At 43.7% G+C, this 19,579-nt stretch carries 16 protein-coding genes and 1 riboswitch; of the genes, 10 read left to right on the forward strand and 6 right to left on the reverse strand.

All coding sequences use genetic code 11. The features are described 5' to 3' along the window. Positions 1–5: 5 nt before the first annotated feature. On the forward strand, positions 6–2,504 hold the full coding sequence (locus SKC37_RS00585; protein ID WP_377979603.1) for a glycosyl hydrolase: 2,499 nt from the start codon (positions 6–8) through the stop codon (positions 2,502–2,504). Next, entirely contained in the window at positions 2,501–3,160 is a 660-nt protein-coding gene (locus tag SKC37_RS00590; protein ID WP_377979604.1) for a DNA alkylation repair protein, read from the forward strand. The genes SKC37_RS00585 and SKC37_RS00590 overlap by 4 nt, the downstream gene beginning before the upstream one ends. A 2-nt stretch (positions 3,161–3,162) precedes the next feature. Here the strand turns inward: SKC37_RS00590 and SKC37_RS00595 are convergent, their stop codons facing one another. Together SKC37_RS00595 and SKC37_RS00600 are read right to left on the reverse strand one after the other, a co-directional pair. Further along, positions 3,163–4,965: a glycosyltransferase gene (locus SKC37_RS00595; protein WP_377979605.1), complete on the reverse strand. Its 1,803-nt coding sequence runs from the start codon at positions 4,963–4,965 to the stop codon at positions 3,163–3,165. Between the two features lie 5 nt (positions 4,966–4,970). Beyond that, positions 4,971–5,906, reverse strand: coding sequence for a N(4)-(beta-N-acetylglucosaminyl)-L-asparaginase (locus SKC37_RS00600; protein ID WP_377979606.1), 936 nt, complete (start codon positions 5,904–5,906; stop codon positions 4,971–4,973). Positions 5,907–6,016: 110 nt separating this feature from the next. On the opposite strand from SKC37_RS00600, the gene SKC37_RS00605 reads away from it, so the two are divergent. From SKC37_RS00605 to smpB, 4 genes are all read left to right on the forward strand, one after another. Beyond that, a complete protein-coding gene (locus SKC37_RS00605) occupies positions 6,017–8,452 on the forward strand; it encodes a penicillin acylase family protein (protein WP_377979607.1) in 2,436 nt (811 codons plus the stop codon). Positions 8,453–8,457: 5 nt separating this feature from the next. Next, positions 8,458–8,799: a hypothetical protein gene (locus SKC37_RS00610; protein WP_377979608.1), complete on the forward strand. Its 342-nt coding sequence runs from the start codon at positions 8,458–8,460 to the stop codon at positions 8,797–8,799. Between the two features lie 68 nt (positions 8,800–8,867). Beyond that, the gene (locus SKC37_RS00615; protein ID WP_377979609.1) at positions 8,868–9,464 is read left to right on the forward strand and encodes an OmpH/Skp family outer membrane protein; all 597 of its coding nucleotides are present in this window, start codon (positions 8,868–8,870) and stop codon (positions 9,462–9,464) included. A 57-nt stretch (positions 9,465–9,521) separates the two neighbouring features. Then, positions 9,522–9,983 carry an SsrA-binding protein SmpB gene (smpB, locus tag SKC37_RS00620; protein ID WP_377979610.1) on the forward strand — a complete coding sequence of 154 codons (462 nt, stop codon included), beginning with the start codon at positions 9,522–9,524 and terminating at the stop codon, positions 9,981–9,983. Here smpB and SKC37_RS00625 read toward each other — a convergent pair. Genes SKC37_RS00625 through SKC37_RS00635 form a run of 3 tightly spaced genes read right to left on the reverse strand, consistent with a single transcriptional unit; the run spans position 9,980 to position 11,870 of the window. After that, entirely contained in the window at positions 9,980–10,525 is a 546-nt protein-coding gene (locus SKC37_RS00625; RefSeq protein ID WP_377979611.1) for a CopD family protein, read from the reverse strand. The genes smpB and SKC37_RS00625 overlap by 4 nt on opposite strands. 1 nt (position 10,526) lies before the next feature. Then, complete coding sequence (locus SKC37_RS00630) at positions 10,527–11,300, reverse strand: polyprenol monophosphomannose synthase (RefSeq protein WP_377979612.1); 774 nt, start codon at positions 11,298–11,300, stop codon at positions 10,527–10,529. Further along, entirely contained in the window at positions 11,301–11,870 is a 570-nt protein-coding gene (locus SKC37_RS00635; RefSeq protein ID WP_377979613.1) for a DNA-3-methyladenine glycosylase I, read from the reverse strand. A gap of 80 nt (positions 11,871–11,950) precedes the next feature. Next, positions 11,951–12,143: riboswitch (cobalamin riboswitch) on the forward strand. Positions 12,144–12,219: 76 nt separating this feature from the next. On the opposite strand from SKC37_RS00635, the gene SKC37_RS00640 reads away from it, so the two are divergent. Continuing rightward, entirely contained in the window at positions 12,220–14,247 is a 2,028-nt protein-coding gene (locus SKC37_RS00640; RefSeq protein ID WP_377979614.1) for a TonB-dependent receptor plug domain-containing protein, read from the forward strand. 106 nt (positions 14,248–14,353) lie between these two features. Here the strand turns inward: SKC37_RS00640 and SKC37_RS00645 are convergent, their stop codons facing one another. Next, positions 14,354–14,869 (reverse strand): DUF4833 domain-containing protein, encoded by a 516-nt coding sequence (locus SKC37_RS00645; protein ID WP_377979615.1) that lies wholly within the window; start codon positions 14,867–14,869, stop codon positions 14,354–14,356. Positions 14,870–15,043: 174 nt separating this feature from the next. On the opposite strand from SKC37_RS00645, the gene SKC37_RS00650 reads away from it, so the two are divergent. The 3 genes from SKC37_RS00650 to infB are packed head-to-tail and all read left to right on the forward strand — an operon-like array spanning position 15,044 to position 19,545. Continuing rightward, positions 15,044–15,523: a ribosome maturation factor RimP gene (locus SKC37_RS00650; RefSeq protein WP_377979616.1), complete on the forward strand. Its 480-nt coding sequence runs from the start codon at positions 15,044–15,046 to the stop codon at positions 15,521–15,523. Positions 15,524–15,540: 17 nt separating this feature from the next. Then, positions 15,541–16,788: a transcription termination factor NusA gene (gene nusA / locus SKC37_RS00655; RefSeq protein WP_377977565.1), complete on the forward strand. Its 1,248-nt coding sequence runs from the start codon at positions 15,541–15,543 to the stop codon at positions 16,786–16,788. Between the two features lie 39 nt (positions 16,789–16,827). Then, on the forward strand, positions 16,828–19,545 hold the full coding sequence (gene infB / locus SKC37_RS00660) for a translation initiation factor IF-2 (RefSeq protein WP_377979617.1): 2,718 nt from the start codon (positions 16,828–16,830) through the stop codon (positions 19,543–19,545). Positions 19,546–19,579 lie beyond the last annotated feature (34 nt).

Here is a 19,579-nt window from a genome sequence, read left to right on the forward strand (position 1 = left end):
GAGGTATGAAAAGAATTATTTTTCTCCTCCTGTTATTTACCTCTAGATTTATAGCGACAGCAGGGTCATCTGATCCTGCTGTTTTTTCTACTACTAAGCCTTGGGCTTATTGGTGGTGGCCGGGGAGCGCGGTAACGGAGAAAGGGATTACGCATAATTTGGAGAATTTTGCCAAAGCTGGTTTTGGCGGTCTCCACATCATTCCCATCTACGGGGCGAAGGGCTCAGAAGCCTTATTTCAAAATTATTTAAGTCCGGGCTGGCAAGCGAAATTCTTCTTTACTTTGAAAGAAGCAAAGCGTTTAGGCCTTGGAATCGATATGACGATGGGGACAGGCTGGCCTTTAGGCGGACCTACGATCACAGAGAAAGAGGCGGCGAAAAAATATCAATTCGTAGATGGCGTATTTACGACAGGATTAACCGGCCAAAAAGTCAAACGCGCCGCTCCCGGCGGAGAAGGACTCGTCCTCGACCACTTCGACATGAAGGCCTTCGCCAAATACAGTCACACCTTTGTTCCACTTTTGAAGAAGTCGCATTCTCCTTTACGCGCTATCTATAATGACTCTTACGAGGCTTATGGGTCGAATTATACACCGGATTTATTTCCCGCTTTTCAACGTTTGAACGGTTATGATCTGCGCAAACACTTCGATGTATTATCGAAGAAAAAGGCAGAATCAGAGGAAGAGAACCAGATTTTTGCGGATTACCACCGGACGATGTCCACCTTGTTGCAAAACAACTTTGTGTTGCCTTTCGATCATTGGATTAATTCGATGGGTTTTACCTCTCGAAATCAAGCCCACGGTTCCCCTGGTAATTTGCTGGACATTTATGCGGCGGCGGATATTCCGGAGGCCGAGTTTTTTGGTTCGAAACCTTTCGATATTCCAGGCTACCGCGTGGATCCGGAATATGATTCCACCACGTTTGGGATTCCGGATATTCGGGCGTTAAAGCTGGCGAGTTCGGCGGCGAATTTGACCGGAAAGAAATTGGTTTCGGCGGAAACGGCGACTTGGTTAGGGAATCACTTCAAGGTTTCGATCGCACAAGTGAAACCAGTATTGGACCAAGTTTTTGTGGGTGGGGTGAATCACGTGTTCTTCCACGGGGCGACCTATTCTCCACCTGACGTTACGTGGCCGGGTTGGTTGTTTTATGCGAGTACGAACTTTAATCCCCAAAGTCACTTTTGGGAGGCGATGCCGGCGCTGAATAAATACATCGAAAATGTGCAGACGATGTTGCAAGCGAATCCCACAGATAGCGACGCCTTGTTGTATTTTCCGATGGAGGATGTTTGGCATAACAATAACGGATCGGGTAAATTGCATACGCTGGAATTGCACGCGAATAGCCGGGAATGGTTGAAGAATACGTCTTTTGGTCAGTGGGCGGGATTATTGCAAGACAAAGGTTTCTCGGTGGAATATATCTCGGATGACTTGTTGTCAGATTTGGAATTGACACCTTCGAAAACCTTTAAAACGAAGTCGGGCGGGAATTATAAAGTTTTGTTAATTCCAGCAGCCCACTATGTCTCGGTGGAGACTTTAGAGCGTTTAGCGAAATGGGTAAAACAAGGTTATCCAGTTTATTTCTTGGAACATTTACCGCTTCATTTGAATACCTATAACCAAACGAAAGAGGCCAAAGAACGTTGGGAGAATGCGCGTACGGCTTTATTAATGCGCGTTTTATCAGATCCCACCGATCAGTTAGCTCGATTGGGTGTTTCTGTCGAACCGATGGCTGTTAAGGGTTTATCCTTTATTCGAAAGAAGACTCCCAAGGGCGCCGCCTATTTTGTGACGAATTTGAAATCCCAATTCACAGAGGGAAGTATTTCCTTGAAGAAGTTATCGGGAAATGTGGAGATTAGGGATCCTTTAACGGAGACGAAAAGTTATGGTAAAAAAGGTTCGGATGTCTGGCTTTCGTTAGCACCCGGACAAAGCGTGATCATTCAGCCTGTGGCTAAAATTCCTTCCTTAGTGTTGCCAGCGGCTCTTAAAGTCAGAACAGAAATCGAACCTACCAATCTGCGCGTTCAGATAGATTCTAAAACGATAGCATTGCCAGATTTCAACTATTATACCTCGCTAGATACATCGCTAGCTGATGCTCCATCTGCCCACTATACTTTCGAATTTGCCTTAAGTTCTGATCAAATCGCTAACGCGAAAGTGCTTCATTTATCTGAATTGCGCGATATGGCAAAGGTTCGAATCAATGGGAAAGAAATTGGGATGATCTGGTCGCTTCCTTTCCAACTTGCCATTCCAGATGGAATCTTGCAGGAGCAAAATCAAGTGGAGATAGAGGTTATTTCAAATTCCGCGAATCGAATCCGGAAAATGGATCAGCAAGGAGTGGTTTGGAAGAACTTCTATGAAATCAATTTTGTGGATATCCGCTACAAGCCTTTTGATGCTTCTAAGTGGGCTATAGAGGATGGAGGAATAAAAGGTAAACTTTATTTGACGAACCGATGAATCCCTTTGTTAAAGCCATAGTAGAAGCCTTGCGCGACCTAGCGGATGTAGACAATGCGTTTTGGATGCGCAAATATATGCGCGAAAAATACCCTTTTCTGGGGGTGAAAAAACCAGAGCGTCATGAGGTTTTCAAAGCTCTTTATAATCAATACGGATCGTCTGAAGATTGGTTTGAAGTATCTACTGTCTTGTTCGCGATGCCAGAACGCGAGTTTCAATATGTCGCGATGGAATATGTGAAAAAAGCGAAAAAATCTTGGGATGCTCGATTGCCAGCCTTGTTCGAAGAATGGATAGGCGAGGAGTCTTGGTGGGATGTGGTGGACTTTTTGGGGCCACAAATTTTAGGCCCTTATTTCCTACAATTCCCTGCCGAAAGAGATCCCTGGATTCAGCGCTGGATGAATTCTGAGAACTTCTGGTTGCAGCGTTTTTGTTTGGTTTTTTCTCTAGGTTATAAAGACAAAACAGATACCGTTTTACTGGCGAAAACCATTCAGGCATTGAGCTCTTCGAAGGAATTTTTTATTCAAAAAGCCATCGGCTGGGCGCTAAGACAATATGCGCGAACGGATGCGGAATGGGTGTTGGATTTCGTAGAGAATAATGCGTTGGCCCCGCTGAGTAAACGCGAGGCCTTAAAGCATTTATAGTTTTATCTCTTCTTTTTAATGATCGCCAGTTCGTGCGCCGTGTCATAATACGCGCGCAGGTTCGACCAATCGAATGTATCCGCAATACTTTCCACGCGGTTACGCTGGGTGATGCGATCTCGCTGCGATTGCTGTACGAATTTGAACAACAGATTCGCTAATTGCTCTGCCGCTTCTTGGTACGATTGCGTCTTGCGATTCACCACACTCACGCCCCATTGTTCGTAATCGCGCATAATCTGCATCATATAATCACCAAAACCCGATAGATCCGACGTCACCGTAGGTACTCCGCGCGCCATACATTCGAGTGGGGTATAGCCCCAAGGTTCGCAATAGCTAGGGAAAACGCCCAAATGGCAACCGCGCACGAATTGGCCATAATCTAAACCAAAAAGTGGATTAGTGGAAACGATGAAGTCTGGGTGGTATACCACTTTAACCTTGTCATCTGGGTTATTCAATAAATTTGTCCGGTGTAAATTACGGATGATATCGTCCTCTTGTTTTAATAAGTGAGTGACTACTTTTGGTCGCGCATTCGTTTTCCAAGTCTGCACCGTTCTGCGTAAACGCATCCGCCAATATTCATCCACAAAGGCATTTAAATCCGGCATCTGAAGATCGCTCGAAGATGCGGAGGCCTTGAATAAATGTTCTCCTACCTCTTTCTCGATCGCGTGACAGTTCTCTCTGATTTCATCTAACACGGCGCGGGAATGCAAAACCTCTGGATCGATGGAATGATACGGTTGCTTGGTCACAAAGAACATGACCACCGTTTTCTTCGAACCGGCCTCTTTCATCTTGCGATTCAAAATTGCCAAGGCATCTAAGGTAATATCGTATCCCTTATTCGAATACTCGAAGCGCCCGGAAGTAAATAGGTATAAGGTTTGATCTAGGTCAAAAGGCTGGCTTTGGAAGAAATGCCCCATCACGAAGTTCGAAATGCTCTCTTTATATTTCGAGTGCAAGTTTTGGTGTTCGTGCAAGGCAGCAAAACGTTGAATGTTTAAGCCATTTGGCAAGATTAATTCCGGAATGCGGCCTAAGAAATACTGGCATTCTTTGGCGGTAATATCACTAACGGTGGTTAATACATCGGCTTTTTGAGCCGCGGCGCGCTCGAAACAAGCTTGCGCCTCGATGCCATAGTGTTTCGCTTCTTTGTGCCAGTCGAAGTTCTCGATGACGTCATAGAAATTAGGCACATTGCCGGCTAAATAGCGGCCTAGCATCGTCGCATGCGTGGTGAAGACGGTCGAAATTTTGACCTTGTCTTTCTTCAAATCCGGCAAGCCAGTCGACGCCATCCACTCATGGAAATGCGCCACCAGTTGCGTTTTATTCTTATTTTCTTCGGCCACTTCAGTTAATAGAAGGCGAATCATTTCCCCAAAAACAATCGTTTGGTCCACTAAATCCTCCACCCCTAAGGTCGAAATCTTATGATTATCCCAAATACGTCCTTTGATCTCATTGACTTTAGGCAATAAGGTTTCCAGTTCAAATAGCACGATTTTGGGCTTTCCCGTGATCAACCAATAGCCATAATGAATGCCTAAACCTTTTTGGCGTAAGCTGATAATCGCGCGACCCAATGGAGTTTCATCTGTGACAGGAATAGGTTCAAACTCTGCGGAGGCAGTTTGGGGGAAATAGGGCCCTAATAAGGCGTAATCGTCGCCCCACTTTTCGACCATCGAGGGTACTTTGGTCCTGATAACCGTGTAAATTCCACCTACCTGATTACAGGTTTCCCACGCAATCTCAAACAAATATTTCTTCTTCTCTGCTGCCATAATAATTACATGTAAGACCCGCTTTCAATCACTTGCGTTTTCCCGTTTTTAGTAATGGTGTAATTAAATCCTTTTTGGATGGCATAAGCGCCATATTCTCCTTTTTTATTGAGGGCCAAATACCCAATTTGGAATTCCTTGTATTTATAACGTTTCACGATGCGCATCACGGCTTCCTCACAGGCCTTTTGAGGGGACATTCCTTGTCTCATTAATTCGACTATTAGGAAAGATCCCAAGGTCTTCATTACGAATTCCCCTAATCCTGTCGCACATGCACCACCTACCTCATCATCGCAAAAAACAGCTCCACCGATAATAGGGGAGTCGCCTACACGACCGTGCATTTTAAAAGCTAAACCACTCGTCGTACAAGCACCGGCGATTTCACCGGATTTGCCGATTCCTAATAAACCGATAGTGTCGTGGCGTTCAATATTAATAACCGGCTCGTATTTGGATTCTTTTTTCCACTCTTCCCAGGCTTTTTTTGAGGTCTCGGTTAATAGATTCTCCACTTTAAATCCTTGGTCTAAGGCGAATTTTAAAGCGCCAGCACCCGATAACATCACGTGAGGCGTTTTTTCCATCACGGCTCTCGCTACTGAAATGGGATGCATGATACCCTCCAGGAATGTAACAGATCCGGCATTTCCCAAATGATCCATGATGCAGGCATCCAAGGTCACATGGCCATCGCGATCTGGATAACCACCGTAACCTACAGAAGTGTCGTTTGGATCTGCTTCAGGAATGCGTGCACCCGCTTCGACGCCATCGAGTGCTTTGCCCGTTTCCATCAATTTATTCCAACCCGCGATGGTCGCTTTTTCGTTTTTCCAGGTCGCAATAATGAGCGGTTCAGAAGTTTTTGACTGGGCGGTTGCGCTTAAGCTTGCGCCCAGCAGGGTGGAAGTTTGAAGGAAGGTACGTCTTTTCATATAGCTTTAAAGATAATTTATTTGGGTGTAATGCAACAATTTTGTAAAATTGTCTTTCTAAAATAGAAAAAAATCTTCGGATATTTCATTTATCTACCCCTATTTCATCAATGAAAATCATTAAATCTGCTTTTCCTCTGGTAATCGCCTTGTTTTTAACCTATGCGATGAACCAAAGCTGGGGAACTATTCCTCCCATCGGAAAAATATTCAGTCCTTTTCACGGCTTTTGGATGAATGCCGAAAGCCCAGATTCAGGCGAACCCACAGAAGAAACCTTGCAAATCGAAGGATTACATCAGCCCGTTCAGGTCGTGTATGATGAAATGGGCGTGCCGCACGTTTTTGCGCAAGATGACCATGACTTGTATTTAGCGCAGGGTTATTTGACGGCCAAAGACCGTTTATGGCAAATGGAATTCCAAACACATTTCGCAGGCGGTCGCATTTCTGAGATTGTCGGTGAAAAAGGTATCGCATCAGATCAGTTTCAACGCAGAATGGGTTCTGTGTATGGTGCAGAAAAATCGTTCGAGGGTATGAAAGAAGATCCTACTGCTAAAACAGCTTTAGAGGCCTATGCAGCGGGAGTTAATGCGTACATCGGTTCTTTGTCTGATCGTGAATTACCATTGGAGTACAAATTATTAAACTACCGACCTGAGCCCTGGACTCCGATTAAGAGCGCCTTATTCTTAAAGAACATGTCCTTTGTCTTAGCTTCGGGAACGGATGATTTGAAGATGACAAACATCTTGCGCAAATACGGCCGCGAGGTAGCAGAAGATCTTTTTCCTAATTACCCTTTCCAAGAGAGTCCGATTATTCCAGTGGGATCACCAGTAGATTTCAAACCTGTACCTATTCCTGCGGCACCCGCAGACTTTATAGGCCTAGGTAGTTCTATGTCTACGCCTGAAAAGGATCCAAACATTGGTTCGAATAACTGGGCGGTTTCCGGAAACAAAACAGTTTCCGGTTTGCCTATTTTAGCCAATGATCCACACTTGACCTTGTCATTGCCTTCGATTTGGTACCAAATGCAATTAGTAGCTCCTGGTGTTAATGTGTATGGTTCGACCATGCCCGGAACACCAAACGTCATCATTGGATTCAATAAAAATGTGGCTTGGGGAGTAACGAACGTAGGTTCTGACGTTTTGGACTGGTACCAAGTGAAGTTCAAAGACGCCTCGAAACAGGAATATTGGCACGATGGCAAATGGAAGAAAACGACCATGCGCATCGAAACCTTTAAGATCAAAGGCAAGAAGGAGATGGTCGATACCATCTTCTTTACGCACCACGGCCCTGTCGTATATTTATCGCACGAAAAACCATTCCGTTCGAACATTCCGGTAGGCCACGCATTGCGTTGGATTGCTCATGAGAAATCACAAGAATTAACGACGTTCTACCAATTGAACCGCGCGAAAAACTACGAGGACTATAAAAAAGCCTTGACGTTCTACTCAGCGCCAGCTCAAAACTTCGTGTTTGCTAGTAACGAAGGCGACATCGCTTTGTGGGTAAATGGTAAGTTTCCGTTAAAGTCGAAATTACAAGGGAAGTACTTATTAGATGGAACGGATGCAGCGGCAGATTGGCAAGGGTTTATACCTCAGGCGCACAATCCCCACGTGAAGAATCCGGTTCGCGGTTTCGTTAGTTCGGCAAATCAATTCTCAACAGATCCATCGTATCCCTATTATTTAGGCTGGCAATATGCACCATCGGAACGTGGTCGTCGCATTAATGAGCGTCTGGCTGTGATGGAGAAAATCACGATGGATTCCTTACGAGGTCTCCAGAACGATAATTTTAACATCCGGGCTCGTGAATTATTGCCTTTGCTTTTTGCTCAGGTTAAATCACCGAACGCCGCTCAATCGAAAGCCATCGCAGCTTTGAAATCTTGGAATTTAGTAAATAGCCCTGAATCTATAGGAGCCACTATTTTCGAAAACTGGGTAATGACATTACAGAACTGTCTTTGGGATGATGAATTCTCTGCAGACGAAAAAGTTCCTATGAGCCGACCATCGATGGATCGCACAATTCAACTAATCAAATCGGAGCCAACAGCCAGATGGTGGGATAATACAAAGACACCTGCCAAAGAGTCTATGTCAGATATCGTGATGAAGTCATTGCAAGCGAATGTGGATACGCTGTTGAAACAACACGGTCCGCAGGGTCCTGAGTGGGCTTGGTACAAGCATAAGCAAACGGGTGTTCGTCACCTAATTCCAGGCATGGATGCCTTATCTCGATTGAATATCCCAATCGGTGGGGGAGGAACTATCGTGAATGCGACGACAACGAAGACTGGGCCGTCTTGGCGTTTAGTAGTGGAGCTTTCGAAAGAGGGTAAGCCCAAAGCTTATGGAGTTTATCCAGGTGGACAATCCGGTAATCCAGGAAGTAGCCATTATGATGATTTGATTGATACTTGGGCCAAAGGAGAGCTAAAGCCTCTCTTGTACCTAGAATCAGCGGATCAAAAATCAAACCGTTTACGTAAAAAAATCACTTTATCGAAATAAGCATTATGAAGCATTTAATTTATAGTATCATTTTAATTGTCATTGGTGCTTTGGTGGGTATTTACCTGCCTTGGTATGCGATGGGCGTGGCTTTTGGGCTAGTGGCTTATGTGTTAAATATGCCGTTGAAGTCCAGTTTCTTAACTGGTTTTCTAGCAGGATTTATTTTATGGGTGGTTTCAGCCTTATGGCTTGATATGCAGCACCCTAGTACACTTCCTAGCCGTATGGCCCAAGTTTTTCCGTTGAAAGGAAATGTGTTCGCTTTATTTGTTCTCACCGGTGTACTAGGTGGCTTATTTAGTGGCATATGGACCTGGGCTGGAGCTAGATTAAGACAGAAATAATAATTTTTTAGGACAAACGATACAGACCTCGTATATTTGCCGACAATCCAATAAATAAATTTAAACACGTGAAAAATTTACCATACGCTTGGTTGGGCGTTTTAACCATCGCAATTGCTTTTTTATTTTACAAAAATTCAGATAATTCGTCTGCAGGCCTAGGTGCTGCTACGGCTGATGGAAAACGTATTGTATTCGTAAACTCTGATTCGTTATTAACGAATTACCAGTTTTACAAGGATGCTCAAAAAGAATTTGAGAATAAGGGATACCGTTTACAGGTTGACTTAGGCCAAAAAGAGCAATCACTTCAAGCAGAATTACAAGCGATTCAACAACGTGCTTCAGCCATGACTCAAGCAGAGTTACAAGCGGCTGATATGACATTGAAGAAGAAGGGCGCTGAATTGCAACAATATTCTCAACAAAAGCAAGCGGAGTTAGGTCAAGAGCAATCGAAGAAAAACGAACAGTTGTACAACAACATTCGGGACTATATCGCGAAGACAAACAAAGCAAACAAGTATGAATTTGTTTTAGGTTATTCTAAAGTAGGTGGCGGTATATTATTTGCTGATCCATCAGTAGATGTGACAAACAAAATCATCGAAGGTTTGAACAAAGAGTACGCTGCAACAAAAGGCGAAAAGAAAGAAGATAAATAATAGCTTATAGCTACATTTAGCCACGCAGTGATTCGCTGTGTGGCTTTTTTTATTCCAATGGCAAAAGAGAAAATCCAAAAGACTGTTGAGATCAAGAACCGTAGGGCATCCTTTGAATATGCATTCATAGATACCTTTACGGCCGGCTTGGTATTGATGGGTACGGAGATTAAATCGATTCGCCAGGGAAAGGCTAATTTAACGGATGCCTATTGTGTTTTCTTTCAAGACGAACTATTCGTTCGCAATATGCACATCTCCGCATATGAGGAAGGCACCCATTATAACCATGAGCCACTCCGCGATCGCAAATTATTATTATCCAAACGCGAACTAGGCAAGTTGCAAAAAGAATTAAAAAATGTGGGTTTGACCATTATTCCTACCCGTTTATTTATTTCTGACAAAGGGTATGCCAAACTAAACATTGCGCTCTCAAAAGGTAAGAAGACCTTTGATAAACGAGATGACATAAAAGAGAAAGATGTGAAGCGGGATTTGGACCGCTCAATGTCCTAATTTGACTTGTTTCTGATCTTCTTAACGATAGTCACCGCCGCCATAATCACAATGGCGAAAATGACAAAACCGCCCAAGCCATACATCCAGTCCAACGTATTTTTGGCGACTACTAAGAAAACGACAGCCACTAAGAGTATCGTTGCAATTTCATTGTACAGTCGCAGTTGAGTTCCCGACAGTACAAAATTTCCCTGTCTGAATTGAAGTATCAAATATCTGCATACAAAATGGTAAATCGTAATGGCTACCACGAATCCTAATTTCAAATGCAACCAGCCTTGAGATCCAAAACTACTCAACCAAGCCACGTAAATCAAGGACAAACCCGTCATCCAAGTCAAGAACATAGCCGGAATCATAATCGCATTGAAGAGGATCTTTTCCATCTTCTCGAATTGCTTTGATAAAATTCCTTTTTCTGGTTCTTTCTTGCCTTGTGCTTCCGCGTGGTAGACCAGCAAACGTGGAAGATAGAATAAGCCGGCGAACCAGCTGACAACAAAGATGATGTGTATGGATTTTAAGACCGTATAGCTCATATTAGGCTTGGTAACGCTTGAACAAACTATTGACTTTCATTTGGATCACGCCAAAAATCGCTTCCTTAAAAATATTCGCAGACATCTTACTGGTCCCTTTCGTACGATCCGTAAATATGATAGGTACTTCAACTAGCTTGAAGCCATATTTCCAGGTCGTAAATTTCATCTCCACTTGAAAAGCGTAACCGATGAATTTGATTTGGTCTAAAGGTAAGGTTTCTAGTGTATTTTTGCGATAGCAAACAAATCCTGCCGTGGCGTCCTGTACTTTCATGCCAGTGATAAAGCGAACATAAAATCCGGCAAAATAAGACATTAACACGCGGCTCATGGGCCAATTGACTACATTCACTCCGTTGATATAACGAGAGCCGATGGACATGTCGCCATTTCCAGCCTCTTCCTCTGGCAAGTTTTCCTCTTTTAACTCTGCGGGTGTCGCGCAGGCTTTGAACAGGCAAATTAAATCATCCGGGTTGTGGGAGAAGTCGGCATCCATTTCAAAAATGAAATCGTATTCTTTAGCCAAGGCGATTTTGAAACCCTCGATATAAGCAGTGCCTAATCCTAATTTGCCTTTTCTTTCCAGTAAATGGATTCTGCCCTCCTGTACTTGTTGTATTTCTTTTACCTTTTTCGCCGTTCCATCAGGAGAACCATCATCCACAATCAAGATGTCGAAAACAGGCTCCAAACTCAATACCTTATCCAGGATGGCTTCGATGTTTTCAATCTCGTTGTAGGTGGGGACAATGACTATCCGTTTGTTCATTTAGCTATTGTTAGGATGGCGAAAGCAGTCAATCGTATGATCGTTCACTAATCCAGCGGCCTGCATCAACGCATAACAAATGGTAGGGCCGACAAATCGGAATCCATTCTTCTTTAGAGATTTGCTCAAAAGGACAGAAATTTCTGTGCTAGCGGGTAAGTCTCCGTGTTGGGCAAAGTGGTTTAGGATGGGCTCATGGCCCACAAACTCCCAAATATATTGGTTAAAGCTACCAAATTTTTCCTGAATTTTAATAAAAGCCTGCGCATTCGTTCGAACGGCGCTGATTTTTAGGCGGTTTCTAATGATTAGCTCGTTTTGCATTTGGGCTTCTAATTGCTCATCAGACCAGGTTGCTAGGGCGTGGTAGTCGAATTGCGCGAAGGCTTCTCTGAAGGCTTCGCGTCGCTTTAATATAGTGATCCACGAGAGGCCGGCTTGGAAGCCTTCTAGAATGAGGAGCTCAAAAAGCGCTTCATCACGGTGTTCCGGATTACCCCATTCGAGGTCGTGGTAGGTTTGGTATAATTCATCTGAACCACACCAGCGGCAGCGTATTTTGTTATCCATCATTTGAGTTTCTTTTTACAAAATAGGAGAATATATTTCGAATCTTTGGCCCAACAAATTGATAAAATAGAAATTGAACTACCTTTGTGGTAGCGAAAGGTTCTGCGCCGCTTCGAACGGCGTTGATTAATAGGGAATTTGGTGAAAATCCGAAACTGTCCCCGCAACTGTAAATTTTCAAAAAGCTTTTCAATCTAGGGTCACTGGCGTCGCTGGGAAGGCCGAAAAGCAAGGGAAATGAGTCAGGAGACCTGCCTTTTACTATTCTTGACCTTGTTTTACGGAGGATGATCCGAGGTCGAGCGTTCGATTACCTTTTTATTTCACAGGCCTGAAAGGGCAAAAAAACATGTTAAAGCTAGTATTATTAGCGTTTTGCAGCTTTGCAGCAATCGCTAGTCCGGAGGGAATGAGTCCGGAGTCCGAAGTCCGTAGTCCGGAGGGAATGAGTCCGAAGTCCGAAGTCCGTAGTCCGGAGGGAATGAGTCCGAAGGGTTCATCCACCATATACCATTCACCATTCACCATTCAAAAAGATTCTACTTTGAGTGAGGTCACCATCTCCGCGCCCAAGTACCCAGAAAAACTGGCTCGCTCGGGGAAAGTGGTTTCGGTCATTTCGGCCGAAGTGATCCAGGCCAATCAGGGGAAAAGTCTAGGTGAATTACTCCAGCAAAGTGTAGGTGTCGCGGTAGTAGGCGCGCGCAGCGCGCCGGGGACGAATCAGGAGATTTATGTAAGGGGTGCGAATACAGGTCACGTTCTATTGTTGATGGATGGTTTTCCATTGAATGATCCATCGCATATTTCATCGGTGATGGATTGGAACTTGATTTCTTTGGCAAACATCGAACGCATTGAAATCCTAAAAGGAGGCCAATCTACGCTCTATGGTTCAGATGCGATGGCGGCTGTCATCAATTTAGTGACAAAGAAAAATGCGAAAGGAATAAATATCGTACTTCAAGGTGGCGGCCTAGGGACTCATCAAGAACAAATTTCTTGGTCCACCACTCAAGGAAAAAACCAGATCCAATTACAGGCCCAAAATTATGCGACAGATGGTTTTTCTTCGGCTAAAATTGCCCAAGGAAAAGCGGAGGCCGACGGATTTAAGCAGCAAAGCTGGGGTTTGAAATGGGGGCGTACTATGGGAAAACTAGGTAACCTAGATTTCTCTTATTCGTCACAGCTGTATCAAGGGAATTTAGATAATGGTCCCTTTGTCGATGATCGAGATTATACGTCGGAGGCTGTAAGTCATTCGTTCAGAGCACAATACCAGGTGAGTAAATTCACAATTCGTGCTTTTCAGGATTTGATTCACCGGGAGTTTCGTAACGATTCTTCGGATGTCGCTGCGAATGCTTGGTCGAAATTTAATCTTTCGAGTTATGTGGGTTTAAATCAAGGATTGGAAGCTTTTTTAAAGATTCCAGTAAAGGAAAATGCTACTTTGTTAATTGGTTCTGAATTTAGACGCCAAAAAACGGAGCAAAGCGATTTTTCGATTAGTGACTATGGCCCTTATGCGTCGCCTGATTTATCAGAGAAACAAAAGACTCAGCAGATAATGGGTACTTATGCCACCTTTCAGCAGAGTTGGGGGAAATTTGGATATGAGGTGGGGACGCGTTGGAATGTTCAATCGACTTTTGGAAGCTATTTTACTTATAATTTGAATCCCTACTGGGCTATTTCGCAGACGGCGAAGCTCTTTGGGAATTATTATACGAGTTTCAAAACGCCTTCGATCTATCAATTAGCGTCTCCTTATGGTAACTTGGATTTGCAACCGGAGCAAGGTAAAACGATCGAATTCGGGGCAGAAAAGAAGATGAAATCGTGGAAGCTTCGCGTAGTTGCCTTTGAAAATCAAGTGAATCAGGGGATTATTTTTCAAGCGATGGATGTGGAGCCTTTTGGCAAATACCAAAACATCTCCCAGCAGCATACCCGCGGAATAGAATTCGAGATCAGTTATCAAACTTCGAAATTTCAAGCGGATTTCAATTATACGTATTTGAAAGGGGAGATGATGGACCGCGATTCGACTTATTCGTCCTTGATTCGCCGCCCAACGAATGCCTGGAATCTGTATTTGCAGGCAAAGTTGGCGAATAAATGGTCTATTGGATTATCCAATCAATTGGTAGGCCAAAGAACGGACTACTTCTACGACGAGTCCACCTATTCCGTTCAACCGAATCCCATGTCAGCCTATGTATGGACGGACATTTCGGTTCATTACCAACTGAATTCCAAATGGAAGATGTCAGCCCTATTGAAAAATGTACTGAATCAAGAAATAACGGAGATTACGGGGTATAGTGGGCAACCGAGGAACGGGCAAATAACCCTTTCAGGTTCGTTTTAAAGAATAAAGCATAAAGCACAAAGCATAAATCGTCTGAGGGAAAATAGTCCGGAGGAAAGACTTTATTCTTTGTGCTTTATGCTTTAAGCATTGCATGGCAATGCGTCTACGGCTTGAATTTCTCATACACACCCCTTCCCGTCACCGGATCTTTGCCGAAAAGTTCAATGTAATTCACGGTTGTTACAAATTTGGAATCATCCACACTAACAAAAACGCGCTTGAGGATTTGCATCTTTCCATTAATAGGAAATAAGGCGATCGGGTCACCTGTAGCGTCTTGTTTGACCATAAACTTTCGTTTTCTGTAGGCCAAAAAATGCCCCTCATAGGTATTCGATATGCCAGAAACGGGAGTGGTGTATAATCCGTAAGCTAAGGTGCGCTGGATAGCGGTGAGTTCTTCTTTTTGGCCCCTTTCTCCAAAACGATACCAATAGGTGTGTACCGGATCTTTGGCATTCAATTTACCTCCCACCAAATTCGCATCATAGACTACAACGTTTGCGTTTGTGCTACGCTGGATGAAAAACAGACGATTAGGGGAGTCCGGTGGAGTAGGGAATCGTTCACCGCCTAGGCAATAAAAGGTAATAATAAGTAGGAGTGACGCTAATTTCATTCGAGGTGATTTGAATCTGCAAATAACGAAAAAAATCGCAATGTCATTTACCTCCGTGTTTCTATGCTGCGTCAAATGCTTGTTTTTACCAAGTTTATGCGTATCTTTGTGGAGAATTAAGGAAAAGAAGAGGGGTTTTAATCCCTCTTTTTGTTTTCATAGCCCAGAAGGAAGATGGATTTAACGAGTAAACTGAAAGAATGGACATTGGAGTATATTGGCGATGGCCCTTTGCTTTTGGTCGATTTTTCTGTGTCTCAGGGTGCTAAAAGAACCTTAATTACGATTCTGGTGGATACCATAGAGGGTGTCACGATCGATCAATGCGCTTTAATGAGCCGTAAATTAGCTCACTTTATTGAAGAGGGCGTGCTGATTGAAGAAGCGTATAATTTAGAAGTGTCATCGCCGGGTTTGGACTTTCCATTAAGTCAAGGCTGGCAATTTCAAAAGAACTTGGGTCGCAAGGTGAAGGTTTGGATGAAAAATAAAGACGCAGAAAACGTAGAGGGAACGTTGCTTTCTAATACGGATGAAGCGGTGGAAATCTTAACAGAGAAGACCGTCAAGCATAGAAAAATCGTAGCGAAAGAGGCCACTTGGTTTCCGTTAGCTGAGGTAGATAAAATAAAAGTACAAGTGTCATTTCAATAAACAAAGAAGAGATAGCAATGAACAGTGTTGAATTAATTTCGTCATTTTCAGACTTTGCTCGGGAGAAAAACATTGACAAACCGACGATGATCGCGGTTTTGGAAGAGGTTTTTCGTACGATGATTCGCAAGAAATTCGGGGCAGACGAAAATTTTAATGTCATTATCAATGCCGAAAGCGGCGACTTAGAGATGTGGCGTAGCCGCGAGATCGTAGACGATAACTCAGAAGACATCTGGGACTTCGACAAAATACCTTTGAGCGAAGCGAAGTTAATCGAGCCCGATTTCGAAATCGGTGAAGAGGTAGCTGAGTTAGTAAAATTAGAGGATTTCGGTCGTCGTGTTGTTCAAACCGCTCGTCAAACATTGATCCAAAAGATCAAGGATATTGAAAAAGAAGGTTTGTACGAAAAATACAAAGACTTAGTAGGTGAATTAGTGACTTCAGAGGTATACCAAATCTTAGGTCGCGAATTAATCTTATTAGATAGCGAAGACAATGAATTAGTGTTGCCTAAGACGGAGATGATTTCTAAAGATCGTTTCAAGAAAGGGGAGACTATCAAGGCCATCATTCACAAAGTAGAAATGGCCAATGGTACACCTCGTATCATTTTATCTCGTGTTTCTCCGGTATTCTTAGAGCGTTTATTCGAACAAGAAATTCCTGAGATTTATGACGGTACGATTACCATTCGTAAGATTGTTCGTGAACCAGGTGAGCGTGCGAAAGTAGCGGTAGAGTCATTTGATGACCGCATCGATCCAGTAGGAGCTTGCGTAGGTATGAAAGGTTCTCGTATTCACGGTATCGTTCGTGAATTACAAAACGAAAATATTGACGTGATTAACTTCACTGATAATTTAGAATTATTAGTAGCGCGTACCTTAAGCCCAGCGAAGTTGAATTCGATGGCGATTGACAAAGAGCGTCGTCGTATTTCGGTTTATTTAAATTCAGATCAGGTTTCTATGGCGATTGGTCGTGGAGGTCAAAATATCAAATTAGCTGGTAAATTAGTAGGTTACGAAATCGATGTATTCCGTGATGTACCTAAGGATGAGCTAGATGATGAGGATGTGGAATTGACAGAATTCTCTAATGAAATTGAGGCTTGGATTTTAGATGAGCTTCACAAAATCGGATTAGATACAGCGAAACAAGTGTTGGCCTTGTCTAAAGAAGAGTTAGAGCGTAGAACGGAATTAGAAGAAGGTACGATCGATGAGATCCTAGCGGTATTGCGTTCTGAGTTTGAGTAGTTTATTTAAATAAAAAGAATTTAGTTTTTTGTAATTTTTATGGCAGAAGAAAAAACAATGCGGTTGAGCCTTGTAGCAAAGCAAATAAACGTGGGAACGTCTACGATCCTACAGTTTCTCTCTGCGAAAGGTCACAAAATTGACAATAACCCCAACGCCAAACTGAACTTTGAGCAGTTGACTTTGTTAGCAAAGGAATATGGTGCGAACCATATTTTGGAATCCTCTGTAGAGGCTCCTAAGCCAGCTCCAGCACCAGAACCGGTCGCTGTGGCAGCACCTGAACCTACACCAGCGCCAGCTCCAGAGCCAGTGGTGGAGAAGCCAGCACCAGTTGCGGAAGCTCCTAAAGCCCCTGAAGCACCAGCTCCAGTTGCCGAGGCTCCAGCTGAGGAAAAGCAAGTGGGATTGAAGATTTTGGGAAAAATCGAATTGGATAAAAAAGGAAATCCTGTTGCTCCTAAAGCAGAAAAGGCTCCAGAGCCAACTCCTGCACCTACTCCAGCTCCGGCACCTACGCCTGAACCTGTGGCAGAAAAGCCAGCTTCTACACCTACTCCTGAGCCAGTTGTGCCTACGCCAGCGGCTGAAGCAGTGGTGGAAGATATACAGCTGATTGAAGCTAAAGGGGAGACGCTTAAAGGATTGACCGTTTTAGGTAAAATCGAATTGCCTGCAGCAGGTGATCGCGGAAATAACGCGAAACACAAGCGCAAGCGTATCATCAAGGAGGAGAAAAAACCAGCTCCATCCATCCCAGGAACAGGCGGACGTCCAGGTGATAAAAAAGATTTCAATAAGAAACCTGCTCCAGGCGCTAAACCAGCACCGAAAGGAGAGTTATCAGATAAAGACATCCAAGAGCAAATCAAAGCCACGATGGCTCGCTTGCAAGGTGCGACGAATAAGCAAAGTTTCGGAGCAGATAAGCGTCGCGAGAAGCGTAAAGGTCGTGCGGAGGCAGAAGAGGCTCGTATGATGGCGGAAGACGAGGAGGCAAAAGTATTAAAGGTGACGGAATTTATTTCGGCATCAGACTTAGCTTCTTTAATGGATGTATCTGTGAACGAAGTTATCTCGGCTTGTATGAGCTTAGGTATGTTCGTTTCAATTAACCAACGTTTAGATGCAGAAGCCATTACGGTGATTGCGGATGAGTTTGGATTCGAGGTGAGCTTTGTTTCGGCGGAAGAGGAAATCGACGTTGTTGAAATTGAAGTAGAAGATTCTCCAGAGGATTTATTGCCTCGTGCCCCTATCGTTACGATTATGGGTCACGTCGATCACGGTAAAACTTCGTTACTAGATTATATTCGTCGTGCCAAAGTAGCGGCAGGTGAAGCGGGTGGTATCACCCAGCACATTGGTGCTTACTCAGTAGAAACGAAATCAGGCAAGAAAGTTACTTTCCTAGATACACCTGGTCACGAAGCCTTTACAGCGATGCGTGCCCGTGGTGCGAAAGTGACCGATATCGTTATCATCGTTATTGCAGCGGATGACTCAGTGATGCCTCAAACAAAAGAAGCCATCAACCACTCGATGGTTGCTGGTGTACCGATCGTTTTTGCATTCTCGAAGATTGATAAGGATGGAGCAAATTCAGACAAAGTACGTGAAGAGTTAGCGACCATGAACATGCTTGTAGAGGATTGGGGTGGTAAATACCAATGCCAAGAAATCTCCTCTAAATCAGGTCAAGGTATCGACGATTTATTAGAAAAAGTATTATTAGAAGCTGAGATGCTTGAATTGACGGCTAATCCAAATAAGAAAGCCGTGGGTTCTGTTATCGAGGCAGAATTAGATAAAGGACGTGGATATGTGACTACCTTGTTAGTTCAAGCGGGTACATTAAACGTGGGTGATATGATGTTAGCAGGTGACAATTATGGTCGTGTAAAAGCGATGTTTGACCACCACGGTAACAAAATTAAAAAAGCGGGTCCATCTACTCCAGTTCAGGTGTTAGGTCTAAACGGAGCGCCACAAGCAGGTGACAAGTTACTTTGCTTAGAAAACGAGCGTGAGGCGCGTGAAATCGCAAACAAACGGGAGCAGATTCTTCGCGAACAAACCTTACGTACCCGTAAGCACATTACCTTGGAAGAGATCGGTCGTCGTAAGGCTATCGGAACATTCCGTGAATTAAACGTTATCGTAAAGGGTGACGTGGATGGTTCAGTGGAAGCCCTTTCAGATTCCTTGATGAAGTTATCGACGGAAGAAGTTCAAGTGCGTATTATTCACAAAGGGGTAGGCCAGGTGTCTGAATCCGATGTGGCTTTAGCTTCGACTTCAGATGCGGTTATTATTGCGTTCCAAGTTCGTCCATCACAAAATGCGCGTCGTTTAGCTGATGCAGAACAAATTGAAATCCGTAACTATTCGATCATCTACCAAGCGATCGATGAAATTAAGGCGGCAATGGAGGGTTTATTAGCTCCTTCATTCGAAGAGGTCATTACATCGAATATTGAAATTCGTGACGTGTTTAAGATTACCAAAATCGGTACAGTAGCAGGTTGTTACGTATTAGACGGTACGGTGAAGCGTGCTCACAAGATTCGTGTTATTCGCGACTTCGTCGTGGTTCACGATGGGGAGATTTCTGCCTTGAAACGTTTCAAAGACGATGTGGCTGAAGTTAAATTTGGTTACGAATGCGGTCTATCTGTCAAAAACTTCAACGATTTGGAAGTAGGCGATATGTTAGAGTGCTACGAAATGAAAGAAGTAAAAAGAACGCTGAAATAATCTTTCAAATCAGAAAATGGCCTACGTCATATTT

Origin of the sequence: Aquirufa esocilacus (genome assembly GCF_042715595.1) — a bacterium.
Classification (GTDB): Bacteria; Bacteroidota; Bacteroidia; order Cytophagales; family Spirosomataceae; genus Aquirufa; species Aquirufa esocilacus.